Raw genomic sequence first — 16,418 nt, 5'->3', positions numbered from 1 at the left:
CGGGGGTGCGGCCCCCCCCCGCCCCCAACAACAGCGGCTCTGTCCTGTTGGGGGTCGCAACCCGCGGCTGTGGTCACCACGCCCCCACTCTTCGTTGAGCGAAGGCCACCCTCGCCGTAACAGCGCCGGGTGGCTTTCGTCGCTTCTGAGGCTTTTGGGGCTACAGCTGGGCTCCAGACTTTATGGGCGTCCCCCACACGAGCGGCGTCCTGTCGACCGGGCCGTGTCGCGGCGCGTTTTTCTTCCACAACAGGGAAACTGAGTGGACCACCCGGCGGGATCGCGCCGGTGTTTTCGCTTCTGCTTTCGACGGCCCCAGCCGGCGAAGGCAGAAGCGAAGACATCGGCTTGAGGCGATCCCGCACGCGGCGGCGGAGCCGACGCCAAAGACACCGCCAAAGACAGGGAGCCGGGCGCCACCCCCGACGTGGCGCACCGGCTCCTTGCCTCGCGCGGACCATCCCCCGACGACCCGCGCTCCCCGCCCTCCGGTTCAGGCCCCGACCCGTATGCCGGAGGGAGTTGGGATGTGCTGTTTCTCAACCATCATGGCCACTACCCACGAATTCAAGGCCATTCACTCTCAAGGACGCCGCTTCGGCCGTTTCGTTGCACTAGTTCACTGAGAATCCATAGAGCGTTACGGGATCGAGACCTCTGCGGCGTAACCGAAGCCGTTCGATGGAGGTGACGCACCTGACCGCAAAACAACTGGTACTTCCGTACCACTCGCAGGCATACTGGTACGCGTGTCCCACTCTGCTCGCTCCGAAGGTCGCACCACACTCGCCGACTACCGTGCCGCGCTGAGGGCCCCCGGCTCTCGCCGCCCGGTCTTCGCGTCGGTGCTCGCCCGCTTGCCGATCGCGATGATCGGCATCTCGGCGCTGCTCTACGTGCAGCGCGAGACCGGCTCGTTCGCCGCCGCCGGGCTGGTTTCCGCCAGCTCCCTCGCCGGCGTGTCCGTGGGCGCGGTGGTGCAGGGGCGCCTCATCGACCGCTACGGGCCGACGCGTCCGCTGCTGGTCACGGTGGGACTGTTCGCGCTGTCGATGGTCGCGCTGGCCCTGGCGATCGAGGCCCACGCGCCGACGTTCCTGCTGGTCGCGCTGGCCGCCGCCACGGGTCTGTCGGAGCCGATGATCGGGTCGGCCTCGCGTGCGTTGTGGACGAAGCTGATTCCGGAAGGCACCGCGCGCAACGCGGCCTTCTCGTACGAAGCGATCAGCATGGAGGTGTTCTTCATCCTCGGCCCGGGTATCGCGGGTCTGCTGATCACGGCGCCTTGGGCCGGCACGGGCATGGTCGCGGGTGCCGCGGCGATGGTCACCGGCGCGACGGTGTTCGCGCTGAGCCCCGCCGTGCGCGCCTGGGGTCCTGCTCCGCGCGCGAAGACGCGACTGCTGGGTGCGCTGGCCAGCCCGGGCATGCGGACGCTGGCCGTGGCCGCGCTGGGCTTCGGTGTGGTGATCGGGTTCGTCGAGGTGGCCGTGCCGGCCGCCGCGACGGAGTCCGGGCACGCGGCGCTGAGCGGGCTGCTGCTTTCGGCGTGGTCACTGACGTCGGTGGCGTTCGGCGTGGCGTACAGCCTGCACCCGTGGCCGCGCCGGCTGGGCCTGCGCCTGCCCGCGTTGCTGGGCGGGTTCGGCGCACTGGTGGCGCTGCTGGCGCTGCCGTCGTCGCTGTGGGCGCTGGCGCTGCTGATGTTGCTGGCGGGCGCGCTGATCACGCCGCAGTCGACCACGCACTCGACGGCGATCGAGAACGTCGCGCCGCGTGGTACGGCCGCGGAGGCCTTCGGCTGGGTCCTCACGGCGGTGACGCTGGGGCTGGCCGCGGGCCAGTCGGTGAGCGGTTACCTGGTCGAGCACTCGGGCCCGAGCGCGTCGTTCCTGGCCGCCGGCGTGGCCGGGGTGGCGCTGGCGGTCGTGGTGTGGCTGATGCGCGGCACGGTGCGCGCGCCGGCCGCGGAGCCGACCGGCTCGGGTGAGCTCGTGGGCGCCGGCCACTGACGTTTCAGGAGGTCAGCGGTATCGTTGCCAGTTTTTGTCGGTGGCCCGCGCTAGCTTCGCGGGCATGGATCTGACGTCACCGGCACGGCCACTGTCCACGGCCGTGAACGCCGCCGCGCGCCTGCTCCCGAGGCAGGCCGCGCTGCGGCTGCGCACCGACGCGGACGGGCTCGAGGTCGCCGGCAGCGACCGCGACCTGTCCGTGCGCTTGGCGTGCCCGGCGACGTCCCACACCGACGGGGAGGTGCTCGTACCGGCGGCGCCGCTGGCCGAGACGCTGAAGATGCTGGACGTCGACCAGGTGCGCCTGGTCGTCGAAGGCAGCCGGCTGGCGGTGCGCGTGGCAGGGGCGCGCTTCGCCTTGCCGCTGCTGGACCGGGGTGCGCGCGTGGAGCCCCCGCAGCCACCGCGGTTGTCCGGAGTGGACGGGGAGCTGCTGGCGGCCGCGGTCCGCACGGTCGCGGGCACGGCCGCCAAGGACGATCCGCTGCCGCTCTTCACGGGCGTGCGCGTGCAGAGCTCCGGTGACACGCTCGTGCTCACCGCCTCGGACCGCTACCGGATGGCCGTGGGGCGCGTGCCGTTGCGAGCGGCGTGGGGGCCGCTCGACGTGCTCGTGCCCGCGCGCCTGCTGACCGAGGCCACGCGCCACGCCGCCGGCACGCTCACCCTTCACGCCGACACCGGCCACTTCGGCCTGGGCTGGGCCGGCGGCACCGTCACCACCGCCGTCCTCGACGCGGGGTTCCTGTCGGCCGACGCCATCCCGTCCGGCGAGGTCGACACGGAGGTCGAGCTGCCCGCCGACGTCCTCGCCGCGGCCATCCGCCGCGTCGGCGTCTACGCCGAAGACCGGCGCGTCCTGACCCTCGAGGTGGGCGACGCGCACGTCCGCCTCGCCAGCACTCGCGCCGACACGGGCGAAGCCGAGGAAACCCTGAAGGCAAACGTTTGCGGTGGCCGCACCTCGCCGTCGTTCCAGGCGCGTTATCTCCTGGACGCCCTCGCGCCCTTCGCGGACTCCACCGTGCGGCTGTCGATCCAGCCGGGGCTGCGCGCGTGCGTCCTGACGGCGGCAGAGGCGCAGGAGGTGAGCCTCACGTACTACCTCATGCCGATGCTGCGCTGAATCGTTTGCGTCGGCTGCGCCGACGCGGGCGTGGTCGAGTGGAGTGGAGTGGAGTCTGGCCCGGCGGTTCGATCGGCGCCATCTCCGGCTGAGCGAACTCACCAGCCGGTCCAGCTGCCCGAGCGTTTGATCGTCCGGATCATAGGCGCCGTCTCGACCTGGTGGACGCCGGGGAGGGCGCCGAGGCGCGTGGCGAGGAAGTTGTAGAGGGCGTCGTCGTCGCGGCAGCCGATGCTGAGGGTCAGGTTGGTCGGACCGGTGGTGGCGGCGACGAGCGCGACTTCCGGGTAGGTCGCCACCTCGCGGGCGACGGCGTCGAGGCGGGACGGGGTGACGCCAAGCCACAGCAGGGCCGACAGGGACGCGCCGAGCAGGGCGGCGTCGACCTCGACGTCGAAGTACAGGGCGCCCGTGGCGCGCAGGTGCTCGAGGCGGCGGCGGACGGTCGTTTCGGAGCGTCCCGACGCGGCGGCGAGGGTGGCCAGCGAGGCGCGGCCGTCGTGGGCCAAGGCGGCGAAGAGGGCGTCGTCACCGGGTTCCAGGCGCGGCGACACGGTGCCTTCACTGGCGCGGCCGTCCCAGACAGGGGTCAGCGCGGCGACCTGAGTGGCGTCCAACGCACTCGCCCGGCCCGGCCAGCCCGCCGGACCACCGGCAAAGCGACGCAGCAGCCGATGCGCCGTCACCGACACCACGCGCGGCGTGCGCGGCAGCTGCCCGAGCAACAGACCCTCGTCGGCCTCCTGCCGGGGCGCCGAGGTGTAGCAGGCGATCTCCGTGCCGCCGGACGTCAGGCTGACCCACGACGTGTCGTCGCGCCGCGCCAGGGCCGTGGCGATCACGCCGGCCGCGTCGGGCATGCAGCGCACGCGAAGCAGCCACTGCACGCGCCCGAGCCTCGTCACCTCCGGCACGCCCACGACCCGCACCACCCCCGCCGAACGCAGCCGGTGGTAGCGGCGCGCCACGGTCTGGTCCGACACGCCCAGCACCTCGGCCAGGCGGCTGAACGGCACGCGCCCGTCGAGCTGGAACGCGTGCGTCAGCCGGCGGTCGAGGTCGTCGAGCTGAGGTGAATCCACCGGATCAGCCTATTCCCTGTCGAATTCAGAGCACTTGGAGCGAATGAGCACCCTGAATCACCAGCACGGACGAGAGTCGGGGTCACCGAAAGGAGCCGCGTATGAACCTCGACCACACCGTCTTCCTGGCCCAGCACTACGAGCGCGTCTGGCAGCTCTACGAGCAGCTCGGCTTCACCCTCAGCCCACCGTCGCGCCACTTCGCCGCGGGCACCAGCGGCAGCGAGCCGACGCTCAGCTGCACGGCCAACCGCTGTGCCTACTTCGGCGGCTCGTTCGTCGAGCTGATCGGGATCGTCGACGCGAAGGCGGGCGACCCGTGGCACGTGCTGCCGATCGTCGCGCGCGGCGACGGCCTGCACGGCGTGTCCTTCGGCGTCCCCGACACCGAGGCCGCCGAGCGCCGGTTGCGCGAGGCCGGCCTGTCGAAGTCCGGCGTGCTTTCCCTGCAACGAGACGTCGACACCCCCGAAGGACCCCGCACCGCGCGGTTCCGCAGCGTCCACCTGCTCCGCGACCGCACGCCGGAAGGCATCCTGCACACGGCCGAGCACCTCACGCCGGAGTACGTGTTCCAGCCGCAGTTCCTCAGCCATGCCAACACGGCGAAAGGTCTCGACAGCGTCCAGCTCGTCGTCGCCGACGCCGACCTGCCCGCCTACACCCGGCGCTACGAACAGATCCTGGACCAGAAGCCCACCGACAACTCCTTCGCCCTGAGCACGGGGCGGCTCGACCTCGTCCCCGCGACCCGGCTCGACGACGTTCTCCCGGGTGAGCAGGCGCCCCGCCTGCCGTACTTCGCGGCGCAGACCGTCGCCGTCGAAACCCTCACTCCCGCAAGGAAACTGGCCGCCGACGCCGGCCTTCCGACCGTCGATCTTCGCGACGGCGGCTTCTTCGTCCCCGCCGCCCACGCGGGCGGTGCGGCCCTCGGTTTCGTGGAAAGGTGAACGTGATGATCATCGAGACGACCGCCGGCTTGGTCCGCGGCGCGGGCGGCGCGTTCCGCGGGATCCCCTACGCCCGTCAGGAACGCTTCCAGCCGCCGGCCGAAGCCCCCGCGTGGACAGGCGTGCGCGACGCACTGGAACCCGGCCCGGCGGCGATCCAGCTGCCGTCGCGTCTCGAGCCCGTCGTCGGGCCGATGACGCTGGCGCAGTCGGAGGATTGCCTGTCGCTCAACGTCTTCACGCCCTCGACCACCGGCTCGCGCCCGGTTCTGGTGTGGATCCACGGCGGCGCGTTCCTCACCGGCTCCGGCGGCCAGGGCTGGTACGACGGCACGCGCCTCGCGAACGAGGCCGACGTCGTCGTGGTCTCCCTCAACTACCGCCTCGGTGTGTTCGGCTTCCTGCCGCTCGACGGCGTCGCGCCGCCCAACCTCGGCATCGCCGACCAGCTCGCCGCGCTGGAGTGGGTGCGCGACAACGCCGCGGCCTTCGGTGGCGACCCCGCACGCGTGACGCTCGCCGGCCAGTCGGCAGGTGCGCAGTCGACGCTCACCCTCTGGTCCGCTGCTCGCGCGCAGGGCCTGATGCACCAGATCGGGCTGCAGAGCGCGCCGGTCGGCCTGGCGCCGCAGACCCCGGACCAAGCCGCGGGCTGGGCGGAGAAGTACCTCCACGCCCTCGGTGCGACCAGCGCCCAAGAGCTCACGACGATGCCCACGGCTCAGCTGCTCGACGGCCTCAAGACACTCGCCGCCCAGGTCAAGACCGGGATCGCGCCGCCGTTCCAGCTCGTCGCCGACCACGACCTCGTGGCCGAGGACCTGATCGCCGCCGCGAAACCCGGCCGCGCTCTCGTCAGCTGGACCCGCGACGAAGTCCGCGCCTACGATCCCGCAGCGCCCCAAGCCCAAGTCGATCAGCAGACGGCCGCCCTCTTCAGCGGCGACCTCCCACGGCTGACCAAGCAATTCGACGAAGACGCGACCCTCGTGCGCTTCGACTGGTCCGCCCCCGGTAATCCGTACGGGGCCTGCCACTGCCTCGACGTCCCGTTCCTCTTCGGCACGCACGACGCCGTGCCGGAAGCCGCCTGCCTCGCGGGCGCCCCCGAAGGATTGCCCGAGATCAACGACCTACGCCGAGTGTGGGCTCAGTTCCTCCACGGTGAACGCCCGGTCGTCGACACCCCGCTGCTCACCGCGTTCTGATCGGTTCCGAACGCGGAAAGGGCCGCTCACCAGCCCGGTGAGCGGCCCTTTCCAAGCCGTCAGGCCGCCGAAGCAGCCTTCACCGCCGCCTCGACCTCGGCGAACGATGGGTTCACCATCGCGGTCGACCCGACGATCACAGTCGGTACGGTCTCGTTGCCGTTCGCCACCTCGCGTACACGCTCGGCCGCGCCCGGCTCCTCCCAGATGTTGATCTCCTTGACGTTCAGGCCGCTCGCCATCAGCGGCCGCCGCAGCGCCGCGCAAAAGCCGCAGCCCGGCCGCCAGTAGAACTCGACCTCGACGTCACTCATCGCCCGTCCTCCGAAGCACGTAGGTAGTCCAGCTGCGCCCGCACGCTCATTTCTGCAGGCGCCCACAGCGCCCGGTCGACGTCCGCGTAGACCACCTCGACCACCTGTCGCGGCGACGCGTCGGCCCCGAGCACCTTCAAGGCGGAACGCACCTGGTCCAGCCGCTGTTCCCGGTGGGCCAGGTATTCGCGTGCGGTCGCGGGCAGATCCGCCACGTCCGGGCCGTGGCCGGGCAGGCCGGGCGTGCCGTCGGGCAGCTCGATGAGCTTGCGCAGCGACCGCAGGTAATCGCCGAGGTCCTTGAGCACGGTCGTGCCGCGCCCGAGGATCGTGTCGCCGGTGAGGATCTGGCCGGCGACGTGCAGGGAGACGGAATCGTCGGTGTGCCCGGGCGTGTGCAGCACGTGGAACTCGAGCCCGCCCGCGGTGAATACCTCACCGTCGGCCAAGGCCGGGGCGCCGACGCACAGCGAAGCGTCGAACGCCCGGATCGGCGCGCCCACGCGCTCGGCGAACCACGGCGCGCCCTCGGCGTGGTCGGCGTGGTGGTGGGTCAGGACCACGAGCTCCACGGCACCGACAGCCGCGAGCTTCTCCAGGTGCTCCAGGTCGTGGTACCCGGGGTCGACAACCACGCCGGCCGACGCGTCCGGACCACGCAGGACCCAGCTGTTCGTGCCCTCGAGCGTCATCGTCGACGGGTTGTTCTCCAGCAGCACCTGCGCAGTCTCGGAGACGCGGCGAAGCACGCCGTACGCGGGAGCAGTCACCGGTCAGACCTCCGTCAGGTCAAGGACGACGCGGAAGCGGTCGCCTTCCTTGATGAGCGTCGGCATGGTCCGCACGATCTCGCGCGGAGCGGCCAGCAGGGCTTCGGCCGAGGCGAACTCGTCGACCTCGACGAGCGTGAGCCACGTCGGGGGCATCAGCATGCGGCGGCCTTCGCGGGCGTCGCCGATCGCGGCCGACGGGCGCTGCCAGCCCGTGGCGTGCGCCTCGGAGGTCGCACCGTCCGCGCGCTGGCCTTCGGGCAGCTTCGCGGAGAAAAAGCGAGTGTCGTAGCGGCGCGGTTCCTGCGGCGGCGTGACCCAGTGGGCGAACGGCCGCAGCAGGTCCGCCCGCAGCGTCAGCCCGGCGTCGGCGAGGAACGCGGCGAGCGAGATTTCCCTGCTCTCCAGAGCTTTCCGGGCTTCGGCGTACGGCGCGACATCGGCGACCACCGCGTCTTCCGTGCCCGCCAGCAGCACGCCGGACTCCTCGAACGTCTCGCGCACGGCCGCGCACACGAGCGCGCGGGCGAGGCTCTCGTCGCACGTGAACTGCGCAGCCCACCAGCTCGGCGGCGGTCCGGCCCACGCGACGGACGCGTCGGCGTCGCGCGGATCCACCCCGCCGCCGGGGAACACGGTCATGCCGCCGGCGAAGGGCATGCCCTTCACGCGGTGCTGCAGGAAGACTTCGAGACCGTCCGCGCCGTCGCGGGTGAGGATCACCGTGGCGGCGTCCTTGGGCTTCACAGGTGGGCCGTCGGCGTTCGCCCTCGTGCTGACTCCGGCCCCTACGGGGATGTCGAAAAGGAACTCACGCGGCCGATCCACCGAGGCAACATACCTCGCACCCGTGACCTCACGCCCACAAGTTGTGACATGTCACCGACGCACCGCAGCCCCGGACCCACGCGGGGCCCGGGGCTGCGATCGCAACGTCAGAACCTCAGGACGACGACCAGCGGTCGCCACCCGAACGGGACGCGCCGTTGAGCCGCAGCCGGGCCGCCTCGGCGCGTTCGCGCTCGGCCAACTCCTCGTGCAGCTCCCGCAGCAGCGCCCGGTCGCGCTCCGACAGGCTCGGGTCGTCGAGGTCCAGCGCCGGCAGCTCCACGACCTCGTGCATGCTCGGCTTGCCCGCGGCGATCTCGCGGCCCTTCTCCGGGTCCTCGGCCAGCGCCTGCCGCAGCTGGGCGACCTCGGCCGGCGTCAGGTCGGCGGTGCGCTCGGCGCGCGTCTCCGACCGCGACTTGCGCGAGTTGTCCACCGGTGGGGTGGGCGCGTTCTGCACGATCGGCACCACGGGGGCGACGGCCTCGGGCGCCTGCCGGATGCTGTGCCGGCTCGGAGCCTCCATCACCACCGGCTCCACCACGGGCGTCGGCACCGGGGTGGGTGCCGGAGTCGGAGCCGGCGATGGCGTCACGACCGGCTCGGGCCGGTAGTCCGAGGTCGTCGTGTGCGTGCTGCCGGTGACCCACACCGGCGTGGCTACGGACGCGGCCGACTGGTGGTACGCGGACCGCGCGACACCCGGGCCGCTGACCTCGACGACCGAGCGGATGCCGGCGCGGCGCAGGGCCGTGTCGACGCGGAACGCGACCGCGGGCGGGTTGCCCTCCGGGCCCAGCTCCACCAGCACCACGCGCTGCGGCAGCGCACCCGGCACGGAACCCGCCGGGGTGTTGCGCCACACCGCGTGCACCGAGCGGACGTCCGGCAGCACCTGCAGGGTGCGGTCGAGCGCCTCGGCCAGCCCGAACTCCGGCTGGTTGTCGCCGGTGAAACGGTGGCTGTGGACCTGCTCGGCCTCGTCGACCAGCAGGTCGTTGGCGAGCGTCGCGTCCGACCGGCTCATCTCGAGCACCAGCGCCAGCTCGCGCTGCTCGGCCGAGCTGACGGAGATGCGGCCCGCGATGAGCGTGCCGGTCGTCAGTTCCACGGCTTCGTCGATGTGCGCGCGGGCGATCAGCTCGCGCGCTTCGGTGAGCGCGCTGTCGTCGATGCGGCCCGCCAGGGCCAGCAACAAGTTGTGCAGGCGCAGGGGCACCGAGAACCCGTCCATGGGCGGGCCTTCGTGAACCTCCACCATTGCTCTGCTCCTCCCAGCTCGCCTGGCGGCTCGAGCGTTAAGCGGCGACGAGTCGATTACCGGAACCCGCGGCGCCGACGCAGACCAGCTCGGAATTGGCGAGCGCGGCCCGGTGGTACCCGGGAAGGTCGAAGCGCGGTGGGATGACCTCGACGCTCGGTTCCTCGTCCCCCAGCACCCGCAGCACGCGCTGCAGTTCGCCGGTGAGCCTCGGCAGCCCGGACGTCGCCGTCACCAGCAGGACTCGCTTGGCCCCACCCTCACCGACCACACCGAGGTGTCGCCAGCTTTGCCGCACTTCCCCCACATCCGCGCGTCCTCGCAACGTTGCGTGGAGCAAGACGGACACAGAGTCGACTGAGTTCACCCATTCGGGCGCACTCGGTGTGAATGTGTACCTGGTCTCGGTGACGTCGTCTACCCCCAGGGTGGAACTCACCTGGTGCCAGTCGGCGCCGTGCGGGATGAGACCCGCGACGAGCAGGCGGTACTCGGTTTGGTCCAAATCGATCCTGTGCTTAAGCAAAGACCTGGGCAGCGTGCGCGCGAGCGTGCCCATCGCGCCCTCGCCCAGCCAGTCGCGGAACCGCCACAGGAGCTGGTCGGGCGTGCGGCCCGCGAGCCGGATCAGCAGCTCGTGCAGCGACTGTTCGATGTCGGGGTCCATCACTTCACCTCCACGATCAATTCGACCTCCACGGGCGCCCCGATGGGCAGCTCCGCGACGCCGACGGCCGAGCGGGCGTGCTTGCCCGCGTCGCCGAAGATCTCGCCGAGCAGCTCGGACGCACCGTTGATCACCGCGGGCTGGCCGGTGAAGCCCTCCGCGGACGCGACGAAGCCGACCACCTTGACGATCCGCGTCACCGAGTCGATGCCCACGAGCGCGTGTACCGCGGCCAGCGCGTTGAGCACGGAGGTGCGGGCGTGGCCCTTGGCCTCTTCGGGGCTGACCTCCGCGCCGACCTTGCCGGTCGCGGCGAGCGTGCCGTCGACGAAGGGCAGCTGGCCGGAGGTGTAGACGTGCGAGCCGCTCTGCACAGCCGGCACGTAGGCGGCCAGCGGCGCGGCGACGCCGGGCAGTTCGATGCCGAGCTCGGCGAGCCGGGAAGTCCAGGTCACGACGGGTCCCCTCAGTTCTTCGGGCGCTTGAGGTACGCGACGTGCTGCTCGCCGCTCGGGTTCGGCAGCACGGTGACCAGCTCCCAGCCGTCCTCGCCCCACTGGTCGAGGATCTGCTTCGTCGCGTGGATCAGCAGGGGGACGGTCGCGTACTCCCATTTGGTGGCGCTCATGACCCGGGAGCGTAGCCAAGCGGGCAAGGGCGGTCATGGCCGCCGCCGTCCAACGGCCGGGCCGCTCAGGGGAACACAGGTGCACCCGTCCAGGTGAACGACTCACCGACCGTCGGTGAATGTGGTCCACTTCACAGGGTTTTTGGCCCCGGCTCCGCCGGGGCGGGCGAGATCGCCTTGGAGCCGGCGCGATCTCGCGGTGTGGTTGGGCTGGTTTGGCCAGGTAGATCGGTGAAGGGCGCCTTGGAGGCTTTGCGTCCGTGAAGGCGCCCGTCACAGCAGCTACCGTTGGCGGGGTGGAGACGTGGCGGATCGTCGCGACCGCCTTGCTCGGCGCGGCCGGGTTGCCGCTCGTGCTCGTGGTGATGGCCAAGGTGCGCGACCACGTGAACAGCTCGGCCCGGGTCGCGGTCAGCGGCGCGATCACGTTCACGGCGCTGGTGGTGGTGGCCGTGCTCACGCTCACCGTGCTGCCCGGCGCGCTCACCTGGATCCTCGTCGCGGCGGTCGCGGCTGCGGTCGGCGTCATGGTGCTCGCCGGCTGAGCGCCGGTTTAGTGTTGACGGTGTGACCACACCCTCCGCCGGCTGGCCCGACGAGCTCACCCGGGCCCGGCTGCACTTCGTCACCGGCAAGGGCGGCACCGGCAAGACCACCCTCGCCGCGGCGCTGGGCCTGGCCCTCGCGCGCGAGGGCCGCCGGGTGCTGCTGATCGAGGTCGAGGGCCGCCAGGGCATCGCCCAGCTCTTCGACACGGAGCCGTTGCCGTACGCGGAGCAGCGCATCGCGTCCGTCCCCGGCGGGGGCGAGCTGCGCGCGCTGCACATCGACGTCGAGGCCGCGCTGCTCGAGTACTTCGAGATGTTCTACAACCTGGGCTTCGCCGGCCGGACGCTGCGGCGGATGGGCGCGATCGAGTTCGCGACGACGCTCGCGCCGGGTCTTCGTGACGTCCTGCTCACCGGGAAGATCAAGGAGTGCGTGGGCCGCACGGAGTCCGACGGCCGCCACACCTACGACGCCGTGGTGGTCGACTCGCCGCCCACCGGCCGCGTGGTCAAGTTCCTCGACGTCACCAAGGCCCTGACCGACCTCGCCAAAACCGGCCCGATCCGCGGCCAGGCCGACGGCGTCGTGCGGCTGCTGCACTCGGGCGAGACCGCCATCCACCTCACCACGCTGCTGGAGGAGATGCCGGTGCGCGAGACGGTGGATGCCGTGGCGGAGCTCGACGGTGCCGACTTGCGTCCCGGCGCCGTACTGGTCAACCGCGTGCGCCCGCCGCGCCTGCCCGCGCGTTCCGTCACGGCGGCCGCCGACGGTCGCGTCGACGCCGGCCGCGTGCGCTCGGGCCTCGCATCGGCCGGGCTGAAGCTGCCGGACGGGACGCTCGACGCGCTGGTGGAGGAGACCGTGGAGCACGCCGTGCGCGTGGCCGCCGAGCAGCGGGCGCGCGAGCAGCTCGCCGAGGCGGACCTGCCGACGCTGAAGCTGCCGGAGGTCACCGACGGCGTGGACGTGGCATCGCTCTACGACCTCGCGGAAGCGTTGCTGGACCAGGGGGTGCGCTGATGACGCTGATCGACGTCGACGCCCTGCTCGACGACCCGGAGAGCCGCGTGATCGTGTGCTGCGGCTCCGGCGGTGTCGGCAAGACGACCACCGCGGCGGCGCTCGCGTTGCGCGCGGCCGAGCGCGGCCGGCAGACGGTGGTCCTGACCATCGACCCGGCGCGCCGGCTGGCACAGGCGCTGGGGCTGCGCGAGCTGGGCAACCACCCGCGTCAGGTGCGGGTGGAAGGGTTCGAGCCCAAGGGCGAGCTGTGGGCGATGATGCTCGACATGCGCCGCACGTTCGACGACATGGTGCGCGTGCACGCCGGCCCCGAGCGCGCCGAGCAGCTGCTGCAGAATCCCTTCTACCAGACCATTTCCACGTCGTTCTCCGGCACGCAGGAGTACATGGCGATGGAGAAGCTGGGTCAGCTCGCCGCCACCGACGACTGGGACCTGATCATCGTCGACACGCCGCCGAGCCGCTCGGCGCTCGACTTCCTGGACGCGCCGACGCGCCTGTCCAGCGCGCTCGACGGGCGCATGATCCGGCTGCTGACCGGCCCCGCGAAGGCGGGTGGCTGGGGGCTGCGCAAGGTCGTCAGCGCGGGGTTCTCGATGTTCGCGAAGGCCGTGTCGACGATCATCGGCGGCCAGCTGCTGGCCGACGCGTCGGCGTTCATGCAGGCCTTCGACAGCATGTTCGGCGGGTTCCGCGAGCGGGCGCGCAAGACGGCGGAGCTGCTGCGCTCCAGCGGCACGTCGTTCCTCGTGATCGCCGCACCGGAGCCCGACGCGCTGCGCGAGGCTTCGTACTTCGTCGAGCGGCTCGCGGGTGAGTCGATGCCGCTCGCAGGTCTCGTCGCGAACCGGACGCACCCGGTACTCGCGTCGCTTTCGGCATCGGAGGCGATCGCGGCCGCGGAGTCGTTGCAGAAGGGTGACACGAGCGCGCCGCTGGCCGAGGCCGTGCTGCGGCTGCACGCCGACCGCGTGGCGCTGGCCGAGCGCGAGAACCGGCTGCTGGCGCGGTTCACGAAAGCACATCCCGAAGTGCCGCTGGTGCGAGTGCCGGCGTTGGCCGGTGACGTGCACGACCTCGAAGGTCTGCGCGACATCGGGACCAAGCTCGTGAGTGACTGAGCTCGGCTCAGCCACTCACGAGCCGGTCAGCTGACCTGCGCGCTTTCCACCGCGTCACGCTTTGCGGCTTCCAGCAGCTCGGTCCAGCTGGTGACATCGGAACGCCGGCGCAGCAACGCGCGGCGCTCGCGTTCGGTCATGCCACCCCAGACACCGAAACTGATCCGGCCGTCGAGTGCCTCGGCGAGGCATTCCGTGCGAACCGGGCACCCCATGCACACGGCTTTCGCCCGGTTCTGCTCGGCCCCGCGCACGAAGAGCCCGTCGGGATCCGCATCCCGGCACGACGCGCTCATGCGCCAGCTCGACTGGTTGGTCTCCATACCCCCAGCTCCCTACCCTGGTGTTCGACACCAGCGAAGGTGAAGCTCCCGCTCCCACCCCCGCGAGCGTGTCTCCCTCTAGCTCTCACGTCGGTGACGGCACCTCCCCGGTGCCGCTGCCGCCGTTCGGTCCAGAGGAGCTCCCACTCGCACTGGGCCGTCGGTCGGCAAAAAATCTTTCGTGAGACGTTGACGGACTGTAGGGGCCCTCGGTTCCCCCCGCCAAGACCTAGCATGCATTCCGTTACCGGAAGTCACCTCATGGGGTCCGTTTTGTCACGACTGTCGACCCCTGGCGGGTGTGAGGTAACGGGAGCACTACAGGCCTTCAGTACCCTGGCCTTCGTGCGCAAAACGGACGGTCTCTTCAAGCTCATCGGCCTCTGTCTGCTCGCGGGGGTGCTCGTCGCCGGAATCCTGTTCCCCGTGGTGGGCGCGGCCGGCGTTGCGTCGAATCAGGCGAGCGAGACGGTGGAGAAGACATCGTCCGACCTCGCCGACATCCCGCCACCCCTGGTGACGACGATCACCGACTCGGGCGGCAAGCCCATCGCGACGCTGTACGACCAGTACCGCATCCCGGTGGCGGCCGACGAGATCAACGAGGCCATGCAGTGGGCCCTGGTGTCGGTGGAGGACAAGCGCTTCTACGAGCACCACGGCGTCGACTGGCAAGGCACGCTGCGCGCGGCCGTGTCCAACAGCACCGGCGGTGACACGCAGGGTGCCTCGACGCTCACGCAGCAGTACGTGAAGAACTACTTGATCAACGTGGTCTACCGAGGCGACAAGGTCGGCCAGGAGAAGGCTCAGGAGCAGACTCTCGCGCGCAAGCTCAAGGAAGCGCGGATCGCCATTCAGCTCGAGACGAAGCTGTCGAAGCAGCAGATCCTGGCCGGGTACCTGAACATCGTCGAGTTCTCGCGCCAGATCTTCGGCATCGGCGCCGCCGCGCACGCGTACTTCAACACCACGCCCGAGAAACTGACGGTGCCCCAGGCGGCGCTGCTCGCGGGCCTCGTGAACAATCCGATCAACAACGACCCGTGGAAGCACCCGGACAAGGCCACCGTTCGCCGCAACCTCGTGCTCGACCGCATGGTGGACAACAGGAAGCTCGCGAAGGCCGACGCGGAGCGCTTCAAGGCCTCGCCGCTGGGCGTGGTCCCCGACGCCCCCGCCAAGCCCGCGTCGAACTGCACCGGCGCCGGCCCGGAGAACGGGTTCTTCTGCCAGTACGTCGAGGACTACCTCCTGAAGGCCGGCTTCGACAAGGACGACCTGTACACGGGTGGGTACACGATCAAGACCACCCTGGACGAAAAGGCCAACCACGAGGCGAAGGTCTCGGCGGAGACGCAGGTCAAGAAGACGCAGAAAAACGTGGCGAACACGCTTTCCCTTGTGCGGCCGGGGAAAACGCGACATGAAGTGGTGGCTCTGGCGGCGAACCGGGATTACGGGATCGACGCGGATCAGGGGCAGACGACGTTCGCGTTGCCGTCCGGCGTGTACAACACGGGCGGGGCGGGGTCGAGCTACAAGATCTTCACGACGGCTGCTGTGCTGGACCGCGGGATTGCCGGGATCTACAGCAATATCCCGGTCGGTGACGGCTATACGTCCCACGTCTTCACCGGCAGCCAGCCGCAGTGCGCACCCACCGGCGCACCGAACACGCACTGGTACTGCGTCGGTAACGCCGGCCACTACGGCGCTTCGAACACCCTGCAGGGCGCGTTGGCGACTTCGCCGAACACCGCCTTCGTGGCACTCGAAGACAAGCTCGGCAGCACCGCGCCGGGCATCGACATGGCGATCCGGCTCGGCATGAAGAACACCATGGCGAGCAACACCGGCGGCGGCACGGTCGACCCGAACGACCCCAACAAGGCCGAATCCCAGGCGAAGGCCTACGGCCCCAAGGGCAATAACCCCGGCGTCGGCGCGTTCACGCTCGGCTTCAGCCCGACCAGCGGCCTGGAAATGGCGAACGTCGCGGCCACGCTGCTGAGCGGCGGCGTCTGGTGCCCGCCGACCCCGCTGTCCGGCATCACGGACCGCAATGGGAAAACGGTGTCGTACAAGGAAGAGGCTTGCACGCAGGCCGTCCCCGAGGGCCTTGCGAACACGATGGTCGTCGGCATGAGCAAGGACGACCAGCCGGGCGGCACCTCGGCCGCAGCGGCCGCGGCCGTGGGCTGGAACCGCCCGATCCTCGGCAAGACGGGCACCACCCAGAACAACGGCTCCGCGACCTTCATCGCCGGCACCCCGCAGATGGCCGGCGCCGCCATGGTCTTCCGCCCCGAAGGCGGCACCGGCGGCCTCTGCTTCCGCTCCGTCGGCACCGTCACCACGTGCGGCACCGGCAACATGTTCGGCGGCAAGACTCCCGCCCAGACGTGGTTCGGCGCGATGAAGAACATCATGGCCGACCAGCCGATCGCGCAGCTGCCGCCGGAGGATCCGAAGTACACAGGTCGTTGATGCTCTGCGCCGGCCGGGAGCTTGGTCTCCCGGCCGGCGCTTTTTCGTGTGAGCGCT

Annotated in this window: 17 protein-coding genes; 8 read left to right on the top strand and 9 right to left on the bottom strand. The window is 70.8% G+C overall.

The genetic code is table 11. The features are described 5' to 3' along the window. Positions 1 to 749: 749 nt before the first annotated feature. The gene (locus AB0383_RS11715) at positions 750 to 2,012 is read left to right on the top strand and encodes an MFS transporter (RefSeq protein WP_366186806.1); all 1,263 of its coding nucleotides are present in this window, start codon (positions 750 to 752) and stop codon (positions 2,010 to 2,012) included. Positions 2,013 to 2,076: 64 nt separating this feature from the next. Beyond that, the gene (locus AB0383_RS11710) at positions 2,077 to 3,141 is read left to right on the top strand and encodes a DNA polymerase III subunit beta (protein WP_366186804.1); all 1,065 of its coding nucleotides are present in this window, start codon (positions 2,077 to 2,079) and stop codon (positions 3,139 to 3,141) included. 98 nt (positions 3,142 to 3,239) lie between these two features. Here AB0383_RS11710 and AB0383_RS11705 read toward each other — a convergent pair whose 3' ends face one another. Beyond that, positions 3,240 to 4,223, bottom strand: a complete 984-nt coding sequence (locus AB0383_RS11705; protein WP_366186802.1) for an AsnC family transcriptional regulator — start codon at positions 4,221 to 4,223, stop codon at positions 3,240 to 3,242. A 101-nt stretch (positions 4,224 to 4,324) separates the two neighbouring features. On the opposite strand from AB0383_RS11705, the gene AB0383_RS11700 reads away from it, so the two are divergent. After that, positions 4,325 to 5,176: a VOC family protein gene (locus tag AB0383_RS11700; RefSeq protein ID WP_366186800.1), complete on the top strand. Its 852-nt coding sequence runs from the start codon at positions 4,325 to 4,327 to the stop codon at positions 5,174 to 5,176. A 5-nt stretch (positions 5,177 to 5,181) separates the two neighbouring features. Beyond that, positions 5,182 to 6,384: a carboxylesterase family protein gene (locus AB0383_RS11695; RefSeq protein ID WP_366186798.1), complete on the top strand. Its 1,203-nt coding sequence runs from the start codon at positions 5,182 to 5,184 to the stop codon at positions 6,382 to 6,384. A gap of 59 nt (positions 6,385 to 6,443) precedes the next feature. Here the strand turns inward: AB0383_RS11695 and AB0383_RS11690 are convergent, their stop codons facing one another. From AB0383_RS11690 to AB0383_RS11660, 7 genes are all read right to left on the bottom strand, one after another. Further along, the gene (locus AB0383_RS11690; protein ID WP_220244876.1) at positions 6,444 to 6,698 is read right to left on the bottom strand and encodes a glutaredoxin domain-containing protein; all 255 of its coding nucleotides are present in this window, start codon (positions 6,696 to 6,698) and stop codon (positions 6,444 to 6,446) included. Continuing rightward, positions 6,695 to 7,468 carry an MBL fold metallo-hydrolase gene (locus tag AB0383_RS11685; protein WP_364170400.1) on the bottom strand — a complete coding sequence of 258 codons (774 nt, stop codon included), beginning with the start codon at positions 7,466 to 7,468 and terminating at the stop codon, positions 6,695 to 6,697. Before AB0383_RS11685 ends, AB0383_RS11690 begins: the two co-directional genes overlap by 4 nt. A 3-nt stretch (positions 7,469 to 7,471) precedes the next feature. Beyond that, positions 7,472 to 8,296 (bottom strand): NUDIX hydrolase, encoded by an 825-nt coding sequence (locus tag AB0383_RS11680; protein WP_366186796.1) that lies wholly within the window; start codon positions 8,294 to 8,296, stop codon positions 7,472 to 7,474. Between the two features lie 115 nt (positions 8,297 to 8,411). Further along, entirely contained in the window at positions 8,412 to 9,557 is a 1,146-nt protein-coding gene (locus AB0383_RS11675) for a hypothetical protein (protein ID WP_364170397.1), read from the bottom strand. A 37-nt stretch (positions 9,558 to 9,594) separates the two neighbouring features. Then, a complete protein-coding gene (locus AB0383_RS11670; protein ID WP_220244880.1) occupies positions 9,595 to 10,224 on the bottom strand; it encodes a hypothetical protein in 630 nt (209 codons plus the stop codon). Continuing rightward, entirely contained in the window at positions 10,224 to 10,679 is a 456-nt protein-coding gene (locus AB0383_RS11665; protein ID WP_220244881.1) for a RidA family protein, read from the bottom strand. Before AB0383_RS11665 ends, AB0383_RS11670 begins: the two co-directional genes overlap by 1 nt. A gap of 11 nt (positions 10,680 to 10,690) precedes the next feature. Next, on the bottom strand, positions 10,691 to 10,852 hold the full coding sequence (locus tag AB0383_RS11660; protein ID WP_006238837.1) for a DUF4177 domain-containing protein: 162 nt from the start codon (positions 10,850 to 10,852) through the stop codon (positions 10,691 to 10,693). 296 nt (positions 10,853 to 11,148) lie between these two features. On the opposite strand from AB0383_RS11660, the gene AB0383_RS11655 reads away from it, so the two are divergent. Genes AB0383_RS11655 through AB0383_RS11645 form a run of 3 tightly spaced genes read left to right on the top strand, consistent with a single transcriptional unit; the run spans position 11,149 to position 13,548 of the window. Continuing rightward, on the top strand, positions 11,149 to 11,397 hold the full coding sequence (locus AB0383_RS11655; RefSeq protein WP_364170392.1) for a hypothetical protein: 249 nt from the start codon (positions 11,149 to 11,151) through the stop codon (positions 11,395 to 11,397). 22 nt (positions 11,398 to 11,419) lie between these two features. Next, positions 11,420 to 12,424: an ArsA-related P-loop ATPase gene (locus AB0383_RS11650; RefSeq protein ID WP_364170390.1), complete on the top strand. Its 1,005-nt coding sequence runs from the start codon at positions 11,420 to 11,422 to the stop codon at positions 12,422 to 12,424. Then, positions 12,424 to 13,548 carry an ArsA family ATPase gene (locus AB0383_RS11645; protein WP_364170388.1) on the top strand — a complete coding sequence of 375 codons (1,125 nt, stop codon included), beginning with the start codon at positions 12,424 to 12,426 and terminating at the stop codon, positions 13,546 to 13,548. Before AB0383_RS11650 ends, AB0383_RS11645 begins: the two co-directional genes overlap by 1 nt. A gap of 26 nt (positions 13,549 to 13,574) precedes the next feature. On the opposite strand, the gene AB0383_RS11640 is transcribed toward AB0383_RS11645, so the two are convergent. After that, entirely contained in the window at positions 13,575 to 13,871 is a 297-nt protein-coding gene (locus tag AB0383_RS11640; protein ID WP_364170386.1) for a WhiB family transcriptional regulator, read from the bottom strand. 345 nt (positions 13,872 to 14,216) lie between these two features. Between AB0383_RS11640 and AB0383_RS11635 the strand changes: the two genes are divergently transcribed. Beyond that, complete coding sequence (locus AB0383_RS11635; protein WP_364170383.1) at positions 14,217 to 16,361, top strand: transglycosylase domain-containing protein; 2,145 nt, start codon at positions 14,217 to 14,219, stop codon at positions 16,359 to 16,361. The last annotated feature ends 57 nt before the right edge of the window (positions 16,362 to 16,418 follow it).

This window comes from Amycolatopsis sp. NPDC051373 (assembly GCF_040689465.1).
Lineage (GTDB): Bacteria > Actinomycetota > Actinomycetes > Mycobacteriales > Pseudonocardiaceae > Amycolatopsis.
Note: the sequence above shows the minus strand (reverse complement) of the source record. Positions and strands in the feature narration are given on the sequence as shown.

Bases quoted from the DNA above. Each gene is read 5' to 3' on its own strand.
- AB0383_RS11690 (WP_220244876.1), bottom strand. From the start codon at position 6,698: ATGAGTGACGTCGAGGTCGAGTTCTACTGGCGGCCGGGCTGCGGCTTT.
- AB0383_RS11700 (WP_366186800.1), top strand. From the start codon at position 4,325: ATGAACCTCGACCACACCGTCTTCCTGGCCCAGCACTACGAGCGCGTC.
- AB0383_RS11640 (WP_364170386.1), bottom strand. From the start codon at position 13,871: ATGGAGACCAACCAGTCGAGCTGGCGCATGAGCGCGTCGTGCCGGGAT.
- AB0383_RS11675 (WP_364170397.1), bottom strand. From the start codon at position 9,557: ATGGTGGAGGTTCACGAAGGCCCGCCCATGGACGGGTTCTCGGTGCCC.
- AB0383_RS11695 (WP_366186798.1), top strand. From the start codon at position 5,182: ATGATCATCGAGACGACCGCCGGCTTGGTCCGCGGCGCGGGCGGCGCG.
- AB0383_RS11645 (WP_364170388.1), top strand. From the start codon at position 12,424: ATGACGCTGATCGACGTCGACGCCCTGCTCGACGACCCGGAGAGCCGC.
- AB0383_RS11710 (WP_366186804.1), top strand. From the start codon at position 2,077: ATGGATCTGACGTCACCGGCACGGCCACTGTCCACGGCCGTGAACGCC.
- AB0383_RS11660 (WP_006238837.1), bottom strand. From the start codon at position 10,852: ATGAGCGCCACCAAATGGGAGTACGCGACCGTCCCCCTGCTGATCCAC.
- AB0383_RS11670 (WP_220244880.1), bottom strand. From the start codon at position 10,224: ATGGACCCCGACATCGAACAGTCGCTGCACGAGCTGCTGATCCGGCTC.